Annotated in this window: 10 protein-coding genes and 1 pseudogene; 2 read left to right on the plus strand and 9 right to left on the minus strand. The window is 33.5% G+C overall.

The genetic code is table 11. From position 1 onward, the window contains the following. Window positions 1–23: 23 nt before the first annotated feature. Window positions 24–1307 (minus strand): aminopeptidase P family protein, encoded by a 1284-nt coding sequence (locus tag BAQ49_RS13375; protein ID WP_071745718.1) that lies wholly within the window; start codon window positions 1305–1307, stop codon window positions 24–26. Between the two features lie 191 nt (window positions 1308–1498). Between BAQ49_RS13375 and BAQ49_RS13380 the strand changes: the two genes are divergently transcribed. Beyond that, window positions 1499–1729, plus strand: a complete 231-nt coding sequence (locus BAQ49_RS13380) for a DUF896 domain-containing protein (RefSeq protein WP_071745719.1) — start codon at window positions 1499–1501, stop codon at window positions 1727–1729. A gap of 47 nt (window positions 1730–1776) precedes the next feature. Here BAQ49_RS13380 and BAQ49_RS13385 read toward each other — a convergent pair whose 3' ends face one another. From BAQ49_RS13385 to deoC, 6 genes are all read right to left on the minus strand, one after another. Then, the gene (locus BAQ49_RS13385; RefSeq protein ID WP_071745720.1) at window positions 1777–2259 is read right to left on the minus strand and encodes a CcdC family protein; all 483 of its coding nucleotides are present in this window, start codon (window positions 2257–2259) and stop codon (window positions 1777–1779) included. A gap of 15 nt (window positions 2260–2274) precedes the next feature. Next, window positions 2275–2670 (minus strand): DUF2871 domain-containing protein, encoded by a 396-nt coding sequence (locus BAQ49_RS13390; protein ID WP_071745721.1) that lies wholly within the window; start codon window positions 2668–2670, stop codon window positions 2275–2277. A gap of 164 nt (window positions 2671–2834) precedes the next feature. Next, window positions 2835–3230, minus strand: coding sequence for a cytidine deaminase (locus BAQ49_RS13395; protein ID WP_000358534.1), 396 nt, complete (start codon window positions 3228–3230; stop codon window positions 2835–2837). Between the two features lie 33 nt (window positions 3231–3263). Continuing rightward, entirely contained in the window at window positions 3264–4565 is a 1302-nt protein-coding gene (locus BAQ49_RS13400; protein ID WP_002118293.1) for a pyrimidine-nucleoside phosphorylase, read from the minus strand. A 36-nt stretch (window positions 4566–4601) separates the two neighbouring features. Beyond that, window positions 4602–5783, minus strand: coding sequence for a NupC/NupG family nucleoside CNT transporter (locus BAQ49_RS13405; protein WP_071745722.1), 1182 nt, complete (start codon window positions 5781–5783; stop codon window positions 4602–4604). A 106-nt stretch (window positions 5784–5889) separates the two neighbouring features. Then, window positions 5890–6561 carry a deoxyribose-phosphate aldolase gene (gene deoC, locus BAQ49_RS13410; protein ID WP_071745723.1) on the minus strand — a complete coding sequence of 224 codons (672 nt, stop codon included), beginning with the start codon at window positions 6559–6561 and terminating at the stop codon, window positions 5890–5892. A gap of 156 nt (window positions 6562–6717) precedes the next feature. Here deoC and BAQ49_RS13415 point away from each other — a divergent pair. Continuing rightward, window positions 6718–7081, plus strand: a pseudogene (locus BAQ49_RS13415) (hypothetical protein). Between the two features lie 48 nt (window positions 7082–7129). On the opposite strand, the gene BAQ49_RS13420 reads toward BAQ49_RS13415, so the two are convergent. Both BAQ49_RS13420 and BAQ49_RS13425 read right to left on the minus strand, forming a co-directional pair. After that, window positions 7130–8077 (minus strand): DNA-binding transcriptional repressor DeoR, encoded by a 948-nt coding sequence (locus BAQ49_RS13420; protein WP_071745724.1) that lies wholly within the window; start codon window positions 8075–8077, stop codon window positions 7130–7132. A 593-nt stretch (window positions 8078–8670) separates the two neighbouring features. Further along, window positions 8671–9621 (minus strand): nucleoside hydrolase, encoded by a 951-nt coding sequence (locus tag BAQ49_RS13425; RefSeq protein WP_071745725.1) that lies wholly within the window; start codon window positions 9619–9621, stop codon window positions 8671–8673. Between the last annotated feature and the right edge of the window lie 268 nt (window positions 9622–9889).

Raw genomic sequence — 9889 nt, forward strand, 5'->3', positions numbered from 1 at the left:
ATTAGTGCTTACCTTTTTTCTTATTATTTAACTACGGCCTGATTTCCCTTTATATGTTCATTATTTTCGCTCATAAACTCTTCGATTTCTTCAACTTCTCTAATGATATCTTTTGACAAGTTTTCATACCCGTCTTTCGTTACAAGAATGTCATCTTCAATACGAATACCAATTGATTCGTCCTCGATGTAAAGGCCCGGTTCTATCGTAATAACCATACCTTCTTCTAACACTCTATCTTTGTATGTTCCTACATCATGCGTATCTAAACCAAGGAAGTGGCTAACACCATGATAATAGTATTTTGATAACTCTTCGTCTTCTTGAATTAAACCAATTTCTTTACACTCTTCTGCTAGTACTTTTTTTGTATGCTCATTTAATGCAGCAAACTTTACTCCCGGCTTAATAATCTCTGTTGTTTCTTTTAATGCTTTTAATACGATATTATATATTTGTTTTTGGCGACTAGAAAATGCTCCACTCGCTGGGAATGTATAACTAATATCAGCATTGTAGTAGTCTTTTTGAGCACCTAAATCAAGCAGTACTAAATCGCCATTTTGAATTTGTGCATCATTGTCTTCATAATGAAGGACTGTGGCATTTTTACCGCTTGCCAAAATTGTATTGAACGCATGATGCTTAATTCCAGATGATTTTAGTGTAAAATCAAAATGTGCTTCTAATTCAAATTCCATCACATCCGATTTTGCATGCTTCAGCACATTATAAATACCCTCTTTCGTTACAGCAATTGCTCCTTTAATAATTTCAATTTCTTCCTCTGTTTTAAACACTCGTAATTCACAAATATTCGGGTATACATTACCAATTAAAACGTGTGGATATTGTTCTCTTACATGTTTAGCAAACGCTAAAGTTTTCGTTTCAGTACCCTTCCACTCACGACACTCTAAATCTAAATACACATGTTTCACATTTTCTGCGAAAAGTGTATTTGCCATTGTCTTTTCAAAGCTTTCTATATATACAACTTTTTTTATGCCTGAAATTTGTTCTGCATCTTCTTTAGACACTGTTTTTCCAACCCATTTTTCAAGCACTGGATCTGATTTTTCAATGAAAAGAGTTTCTTCTATACTATTTCCAAACTTTTTCAACATGAAAATAACATTCGGCTCATCAATTCCCGTTAAGTAGTAAAAATTTCGATTCGGCACAAATTTATAATGTGCATCAGCTGACATATGAGGTGCCTGTTCAGCAAATAAAATAGTAATAGATTCATCATGTAATGTTTTCGCTAATCGTTCTCTATTTTGAGTAAAAAATGTTGACTTCATAATAATCCCCCTAGTGTTCTATGTATGTTTTTCAAACTAATTATCCAATACAATTCATTCTATTATTGTTATAATTTTTCGTCAATTATTAACCTTTTTAGATGGTGTTGACATAATAAAAATTACACGTTAAAATAACTATAAATTAGTAAGTAACTAATTTAATTAAATTTAACTAGAGGTGAAAACAAATGCAAAAAATTTTATTCCGTATTAACGAATTATCAAAAAAAGAAAGAACATCTGGATTAACGGTTGATGAAAAACAAGAACAACAAATGTTGCGTCAAAACTATACAAAAACATTTCGCGGAAGCCTAGATTCTATTTTATTAAATACAAAAATTGTTGATCCAAAAGGTCTTAACGTTACACCAGTTGCATTACAAGATGCTCAAATACGTTTAAAATTAAGCAAATGAGTTCCGCGCTAAAGAAGTTCAATAAAACATAAAAAGAGCTGAAATTTCTATATAGAAATTCCAGCTCTTTTTATTGTCTTTTCTAATTTAACATACGAGCGATACATCGCAATTCTCCACGATACGATCATCGCAAATGCGAGTAAGAAAAACATTCCACTTAACTGTGCTAAATCAATCGATTGACTTAAATATGATTTCAATGCTACTCGTACAGCTAATAGCCCAACTAAAATAAATATAAATGCTTTAGACGGTTTCATATATATTTGTTCGTCTCTTATTTCGAACTTAGTTGTTTTAATAAGAAATATAGAGAAAATAAGCCCTATGATAATTGCCTCTCCTATTTCTAACGATGTTAACCTAAATTCCGGTAAGAAGTACATCATTGCACCAGTACTCATAAAAATTGGCGGTAATATAATTTTCTTTTTCGTTACCGGTTTTTTCGCTGCTTTAAAACGTAGAAACATTACTCCAACAGCCATACAAACTGCTACGATACTTGATAAAAGGGCTATATTCATATTCTCCACTCCTATCTATTTAAAAGACTTTTTAAGCAAAATCATAAACCAAACGAGCCCGATACTTATAATGACATGAGCTAATCCAGTCATATGGCTTAAACCGTTAAAGTCAGTTCCGTTTACTTGTAGAAGACCTCTAAATACCATTGTAGTGATAGTAAAAATTAATCCTGCATTATAAACAATAAACCATGCGTGAAAGCTTTTTGTTTCTTGTACATGAAACACTTTAAATAAAGCTAATGCAACCAAAAAGAATATGAATCCTAATACTAATACATGCGTATGCACTAGCTGTAACATAGTAGATCCTTTAATTCCTTGTGCTTTTGTATACTCTCTTGCAAATACACCTGATAATAAACCAATAATTAAGTAAATGAATGCTGCATTATATAATTTCTTCATTATATTCCTCCTGCTGTAGAACGACAATTCATATCGTCGTTTTCCATATCCGCTGCAATTATTTTACGTAATGTTTATGAACGGAATATGAACAGAATGTTACATTCTATTTTTTAAAAACAAAAAAGCCATTCCACAACTTTTCCTTGTGGAATGGCTTTTACTTATTTTAAATCTTCAATTGTGAAAGCACCCGGCAATAACTGTTCAACCGTCACTTCTTTTTCATCACCTTTTACATTCGTTAGTAATACAGGCATTTTCGGATCACAGAACTCAGCAATTACTTGTCTACAAGCACCACATGGTGAAATAGGTCCATCCGTTTCGCCTGTAATGACTAAGTAACTAAAATCGCGCTCACCTTCTGATACTGCTTTAAAGATTGCCGTTCTTTCTGCACAGTTACATAAACCGTAAGAAGCATTTTCTATATTACAACCAGTATAAATTTTACCTTCTTTCGTAACTAATGCTGCGCCAACAGGAAATTTTGAATACGGAATATACGCTTTTGATAACATCTTATTCGCTTCTTCAATATATTTTTTCTTATCCATATTATTTCCTCCTCAAAGTAACTGTAATTATGATTAATCAGTAATAACTGTATGAACTAATTTAGGAGCCACTGCTGTTTCAGCGATAGAAATGTTTTCATAAATTTTAGCTTTTACATCTTCTACATTTTCACGATTTGCGTAAATTGTTACGAATGGCTCGCCTTCTTTTACTGCATCGCCAACTTTTTTACGTAACATTAATCCTACTGCTAAATCGATTTCATCTTCTTTTGTCGCACGACCAGCACCAAGTAGCATAGCTGCGATACCGATTTCATCTGCAACAATGTTAGAAATAACACCTGAAGTTTTAGCAGGTACATCAATTACATATTTCGCTTGTGGCATTTTTTCTGGATGATCTACAATCGAGCTATCTCCACCTTGATTGCTTAAGAACTCTTTAAATTTCTCAGTTGCTTTTCCGTTTTTCATAACTTCAATTAACATTTCACGAGCTTCTTCTAATGTATTAGCTTTTTTCGCAAGTACAACCATTTGACTTCCTAATACAAGTACTAATTCTGTTAAATCTTCTGGACCTTCGCCTTTTAATGTATCGATTGCTTCTTTCACTTCAAGAGCATTACCAATCGCAAAACCAAGAGGCTGTGACATATCTGAAATAACAGCCATCGTTTGACGTCCAACATTATTTCCGATACGTACCATTGCATGTGCTAATTCTTTTGCATCTTCTTCTGTTTTCATAAATGCGCCAGCACCTGTTTTTACATCAAGTACGATCGCGTCAGCACCAGCTGCAATTTTTTTACTCATAATTGAACTTGCGATTAAAGGAATTGAGTTTACTGTTCCTGTGACGTCACGCAATGCATAAATCTTTTTATCTGCAGGTGTTAAGTTTCCTGTTTGTCCGATAACAGCTACTTTGTCGCGGTTTACAATATCAATGAATTGCTCGTTCGTAATCTCAACGTGGAATCCTTCTACCGCTTCTAATTTATCAATTGTTCCGCCTGTATGTCCTAAACCACGACCAGACATTTTTGCTACTGGTACATCTAAAGCAGCTACTAATGGTCCTAATACTAATGTTGTTGTATCACCAACACCGCCAGTTGAATGTTTGTCTACTTTAATTCCTTCAATTGCTGATAAATCAATCGTTTCTCCAGACTCAACCATTGCCATTGTTAAATCTGCACGTTCACGATCTGTCATATCTTTAAAGAAAATTGCCATTGCAAGTGCACTCACTTGATAATCAGGAATACTTCCGTCTGTATATCCATTAATAAAGAATTTGATTTCTTCAGTCGTTAATTCTTTTCCATCACGTTTTTTCGCAATAATATCTACCATTCTCATTATAATCACCATTCCTTTTCATATTATATGAATCTGTTAAAATAATAAGCCAACGATTGTTGCTGATAAGAAACTTACTAACGTTGCACCGAAAAGTAATTTCAAACCAAATCTTGCGACTACATTCCCTTGTTTTTCATTTAAGCTCTTAACTGCCCCTGCAATAATTCCAATTGAAGAGAAGTTTGCAAATGAAACTAAGAATACAGATATAATCGCTGTCGTTCTATCTGAAAAATTAAAGTTTCCTTGTGCTAAATCTGTCATAGCGACAAATTCATTTGATACTAATTTTGTTGCCATAATATTTCCGGCATTAACCGCTTCATGCCATGGAACACCCATAATAAATGCAAATGGTGCAAATACATAACCGAGAATTTCTTGGAATGAAATACCGATTACACCTTTAAATACTGCATTAATGAATGCGATAAGAGCAACGAAACCAATTAACATAGCTGCTACTGTAATCGCAACTTTAAATCCATCTATAATGTATTCCCCTAATACTTCAAAGAATGTCTTTTTCTCTTCTTCTTGTACTTCTAACATATCTTCTTCTTCAGTAACTTCATAAGGGTTAATGATAGAAGCGATGATGAATCCACCGAATAAGTTAAGCACTAAAGCGGTTACAACATATTGCGGTTTTAATAACACCATATATGATCCAACGATAGACATAGATACTGTAGACATTGCAGATGCACATAATGTATACATTCTTTTCTCTGGCAATAATCCCAGTTGTTTCTTAACTGAAATAAACACTTCAGATTGTCCTAAAATCGCAGAAGCTACCGCGTTATATGATTCTAGTTTACCCATTCCATTTATTTTACTTAATACTAGACCGATAGATTTCACAATAATAGGTAATATTTTAATATGCTGTAAAATACCTATTAAAGCTGAAATAAATACGATTGGCATTAATACACTTAAAAAGAATGAAAACTCTTTTTGATTTACTAATCCACCAAATACAAAATTCACACCCTCAGCGGCATATTTTAATAACTCTCCAAAGCCATCTGCTATTCCGCTAATTAATATATTCCCAGCGCTTGTATTTAATAATAAAAACCCCAAAATGAATTGTAATATAACCATCGTTATGATTGGACGATATTTGACTTTCTTTCTATCATTACTAGCAAGCCAAGCGATACCTAAAATCAATACGAGGCCAAAAATACCGATTAAGTATTTCATAAGCCGTCTTCTCCCTCCGTATCCGCTTACATATTTTTCAATTGTTAAAGCAATAGATACACTTTACTTTAAACGTGTATCTATTGCTCTTTACTTTCATTATTAATTAGTAGTTATCTGTAGCACCTTTTGCATCATTCAATACGATTGCAACACTAGCACTAGCTCCAACGCGAGAAGCTCCAGCAGCTACCATTTTGTCTGCATCTTCACGTGTACGAACTCCACCAGATGCTTTTACACCAACGTTTGGTCCTACTGTTTTACGCATTAATGCGATGTCTTCAGCAGTTGCTCCGCCAGTTGAGAATCCAGTTGAAGTTTTTACGAAATCAGCACCAGCTTTTACTGATAATTCACAAGCGCGTACTTTCTCTTCATCTGTTAATAAACAAGTTTCAATAATAACTTTTACAAGAGCTTTTCCTTTTGCTACTTGTACTACTTCATAAATATCTTTTTCAACGAACTCATTGTCGCCATCTTTTAAAGCGCCTACGTTGATTACCATATCAACTTCAGTTGCACCTTTTGCGATAGCATCTTTTGTTTCGAATGCTTTTGTTTCAGTAGTGCTTGCTCCTAATGGGAAACCGATTACAGTACAAACGTCTACATCATGTCCAGCTAATTCTTCAGCAGCTAGCTTTATCCATGTAGGATTAATACAAACAGAAGCGAATTTATATTCCTTTGCTTCTTCGATTACTTTCATAACATCTTCTTTAGTTGAATTTGGTTTTAAAATTGTATGGTCAATTAACTTTGCAATGTTCATTATCTTCACTCCTCATATCTTTTAACAACTTCATTCTAACTCTTAGTTGAACAAATGTAAACATACTTTTGAAATTTTGTTCATTATTTTTCAGAAGGGAATTTCTTGTAATACATTGAAAGTAGTATAAGTTTGTAAATAAAGGATGTGGACTACTTGTTTAAGTCAAAATTCTTTATATTCACATTGCTAGTATGCACCTCACTATCCATATTTATTTTTTATAAAAGGGATGTTATTTTCCAAGAAGGAAACCCCATTCCATTTGCTTTAGCTATGTCTAAGATGGTTATTCAAAATAAAGAAATGGTGGAAGTAGAACCGCTAGATAATCAATACCCCTACTTAGTAAAGCGCGGAAAAATGGAACCTTTTATCAATATGATGGAGCGAGATGGATGGACTTTTGTAGATAGAGATATTATGGCTAACTCACTAATTTTTGAAAAAGGAGATCAATTCAAAGAGCATTCCTTACAAATACTTTACAAGGTACTACACATTGATTTATTCATACTAAAAATAAAAGGCTTTCTCAAAATTAACATTTTGAGAAAGCCTTTTATTTCTAACCTTTTTGATAATGTAACAATTCTTTTGCTGTATGCTGATCAATAATTAATACATTTGCATACCCGCCACGTAACGCACCATCAATTGCTTGTATTTTTCTATTACCACCTGCAACTAAGATAGAACGTTTCTTTAATTTAAGTTCCTCTAACTCAATTCCAATGGTACGCTTATTAATTTCTTCGCTACTAATATTTCCGTCTCCATCAAAGAAACGTGAACAAATGTCACCGACAGCTTGTTTTTTCAAAATGTTCGTTTCATCCTTATCTAAATATCCTAATCGGAATAATAACGCTTCATCACGCACTGTTCCAACAGTGAAAACTGCAATATTTGCTTGTTTCCCCATTTCAATAATGTGATGAATATGTCGATCCTGCTCTACTAATTCTTTTGTCACCGCATTATCAAATATAACTGGGAGCGGTAAATTTCTTGGCGTCGTTTGAAAAGCCTCTGCAAATAAAGTGATGGTCTCATTCGCATATGTATTTACACTCGAATGACTAATACCACCTTTTAACTGGACAACTTCTACACCTTTCACATGTTGTGGTACGATTTTCCTAGCGATTTCATACATCGTCATTCCCCAGCTTACACCGACGATATCACCGTTTTTCACCGTCTTTTCCATGTACTCAGCTGCATATTTACTAATATACTCCGTAATCGTTGCATATTCTGGCACTGGAGAAAACACAACATGTGCCTCTAATAGGTTGTACTTTTCTTTAAGTAAATTCCCAACGTTATCTAAATCCGCAAATGGATCGGCTATGCTAATTTGAACAAACCCTTTTTCTTTCGCGTACTTTAATAATCTAGAAATCGTCGGTCTTGAAATATTTAATTTGTTAGCAATTTCTTGCTGACTATAATCTGATTGATAATATAATCTTGCAACTTCGACGCTTAATTGTTGTTTATCTTTTTCCATAGTAACTCATTACAAATCCCTTCCTGTATTTCCCTTTCGTTACAAGCATTATACAGCTTTATGCAAGAAATTTCGACTAATGAATTTTATCTACCTGAACTGATATTCCATTTAGTCTTTATAATGAAACTTTATTTTTCAGCTTCATACACTCGATACAGATGATCTTGAAACAGTTAAATCGATTTATATTTATTCTTTTTATAGTAACGATAACAAAACCCTTCAATAACAAATATTAAATATCGTTTATGGAACTTCCTTAATGTACGTTTAACAAAGAAATTCCTTAAGCGTATGAAATTCACATTTTGATGGCGAAATCCACGGCCATCAAGCTAAAGTTTTAATGTAACCCCGAAATGAAAATTTTCTTTCACTGCAGTTAATTACTTTGAGAAATTCGCGGATTTTTTCATTTTAGTGGGGTGTTTTACTTTGTTTTGTTAGCTTGATAGTGATGGGATACAGCCAACATTTTGGAAGTTTTATATGCTAAGCGAAATTTAACCTAATAAAGTCGAATTCCTGTACGTTAAGTGAAGTGGCATTACATTCACATAATCCGTATTATCTGAAATTAATAAAGTCTGTTACACTCTCTTCTTTAAAAACGTTTCCATAATATCCTTCTTGAATTTTTCATAATCAAACTGAAAAGCTACATTATGCGTTTTATAGCCTGGATTAGTAGCAAAACGAAAATCTGCAATACTTTGACCAAATCCTTCTCCTTGGTCAGGAATTACTTTAATGGGTACTCTTGAAAGGCCCACAGCCTCTTGATTCAGCAAATACCACACTGTCACAAAATCATGCATAGGACTTCCACTTATACCTGGATTAGACTTGGAGTAGAATTTATAATAATAGTCTAACATAGGTTTGATGATGAGTCCTGCAAGATCCTGTGTATTCCGGTGAAATGCATCGATTTGCTGGACCATTTCGGGTGTAACAATCGCATGTTGAGTCACATTTAAAGGAATAATTGTCAAGTTCTTTGCATGCTGCAGAATTAAGTTTGCTGCATAAGGGTCTGAGTAAAAGTTAGCTTCAGCCACAGCAGTTACGTTACCTGGATAGAAAAAAGCTCCCCCCATGCAAATGCATTCTCTTACGTTTCGCATTGTTTCTAAATTCAATACAAAAGTCGTAGCTAACGAAGAAAGTCTTCCTAAATTGATAATTGTAAGATTTTCTAAATTTGATTCTATAATTTGATAAATATCATTTAAAGGATAAACTGGATATGAAATTTCAGGGGGAATAATAGGCCCTAATCCGACTTTTCCATGTACCTCAGGGAAATACTGAATCACTATACCTGTCAACGGTACAGAAGCACCAAGGAATACAGGTATCTCTTCCCTTCCCGCAATGTACTTCAAATAGTTAATATTTCTTAATACATTTTCTCTTGATACATTTCCATAATCGGCTACAATTCCTACAAGTTGAATGTCTTTACGAAAAAAGGTGTACAGTATAGCAAACGCATCATCAATCCCCAAATCTGTAAACAGGAGAACCTTTTTTTGCATATTTCTTCCTCCAAAATCTATAGAATCCTACTTTCACTAATGATGTAGTAATCAGACTAAGCTTGTATGTATATATTTTATGTATTCTTAAAGAGTGGATTCTATTCACTTGAAATAGAGCTTTGCTCATTTAAATTTGATATTATGTTCAAGCGTAAGTTCCTGTTCTTAAGTTGATGGGCATGTGGTGCTATCCCACATCCATCAACTTAAGATATATTTTTATATAAAATTCGGTCTTTCCATATAGTTTTTATTATCTTTTATA

It is taken from the genome of Bacillus proteolyticus (assembly GCF_001884065.1).
In the GTDB taxonomy this organism is placed as follows: domain Bacteria; phylum Bacillota; class Bacilli; order Bacillales; family Bacillaceae_G; genus Bacillus_A; species Bacillus_A proteolyticus.